The organism is Crocosphaera chwakensis CCY0110, from assembly GCF_000169335.1.
Classification (GTDB): Bacteria; Cyanobacteriota; Cyanobacteriia; order Cyanobacteriales; family Microcystaceae; genus Crocosphaera; species Crocosphaera chwakensis.
In genome coordinates this window covers 1-1,184 of record NZ_AAXW01000157.1, presented here as the reverse complement: position 1 = coordinate 1,184, position 1,184 = coordinate 1, and the positions used below count along the sequence as shown (strand labels likewise).

Here is a 1,184-nt window from a genome sequence, read left to right as displayed (position 1 = left end):
TGAACTTATCCATCCCAAATAGATAGATTTGTATCTACCGAGGATAGATTCAAGACTATCGAACATTGTGATGGAATATTTTTATTGTCACAGATTGCGAAACAATTAATTATTATCTTTGTTTAAATAAGTTCTTAACATGGTTGCATTCTCAGAAGTTCCTTGAATACCAGAACTGGAGTTTTCAATTTGACTTTTCATTTCTTGGATATATTGTTGCTGCTTGGGTTGTTGTTGGCTATTTTGTTGAGACTCTGTAAAATTCCATTGTTTCTTTTTTGATTTTTGCTTAACCTTTATTGGCTCTTGTCCCTTCATTTGAGGCTCCTCTGATAAGTCAGAATGGTCGATTATCACCACAAAAGGGAGTTCATCTATCGTAAAATTTTGGGGAGAGGAAACAAAAGTAACAAAAAAACTAGCAACCAAAAAATAAACAGGCACAAGCAAAAAAACAACGCTAGATAATGCAGACATAATTACTATTTATGCAAACCTAAGTATACTGACTCACTTTCTTAGGATAAACATGAATTCAACTATAATTCATGTATCCCTAGAGAGAATTTTCACGATTTATTCAACCAATCCAGACCTCAAAGCTCGGACTGCTGCTTGAGTGCGATCATCAACGCAGAGTTTATTGAGAATATTACGAACGTGGGTTTTAACAGTCCCTACGGTAATACACAATTTTTCTGCAATATCAGCATTGTTACAACCGCCTACGATTAATTCTAAAACATCTAATTCACGTTCAGTGAGAGGATAAATATCTAATAGTTGTGTATGAGTCTCCTTAATACAAGTTTTTTCCTCAACTTGAACCGATTGATTATTATTCAATAAAGTATGAACGGATACAGAAGAAAGCTTGATTTTAGTGCTACTTTTTGCTGGCTTTTTGATTTGTTGAAGCACAATATTAGCAATATTTGGATCAATCCAAGCATTCCCTTCATGGGTGTATTCAATGGCTTCGATCAGTTGGCTGAACTCAATGTCTTTAAGTAGGTAAGAATCAGCACCCGCTACAAAGGCAGCTAGAACATCTTCTTCCTTAGTTTTATTAGTCAAAATCAAAATCTGTGTTGAATGGGTCTGAGGGTCATTTTTCAGGCGTTGAGTTACTTCGATACCATCTATATCTGGTAAATCGAGAGCAATGATCGCAACACTAGGGT

At 35.2% G+C, this 1,184-nt stretch carries 2 protein-coding genes; both read right to left on the bottom strand.

The window, feature by feature from the left end; all coding sequences use genetic code 11:
• Positions 1–105 precede the first annotated feature (105 nt).
• Positions 106–477 carry a hypothetical protein gene (locus CY0110_RS27770; RefSeq protein WP_008279008.1) on the bottom strand — a complete coding sequence of 124 codons (372 nt, stop codon included), beginning with the start codon at positions 475–477 and terminating at the stop codon, positions 106–108.
• A 99-nt stretch (positions 478–576) separates the two neighbouring features.
• Positions 577–1,184 (bottom strand): LuxR C-terminal-related transcriptional regulator (locus CY0110_RS27765; RefSeq protein WP_008279007.1); only part of this gene is annotated, 608 nt, incomplete at its 5' end.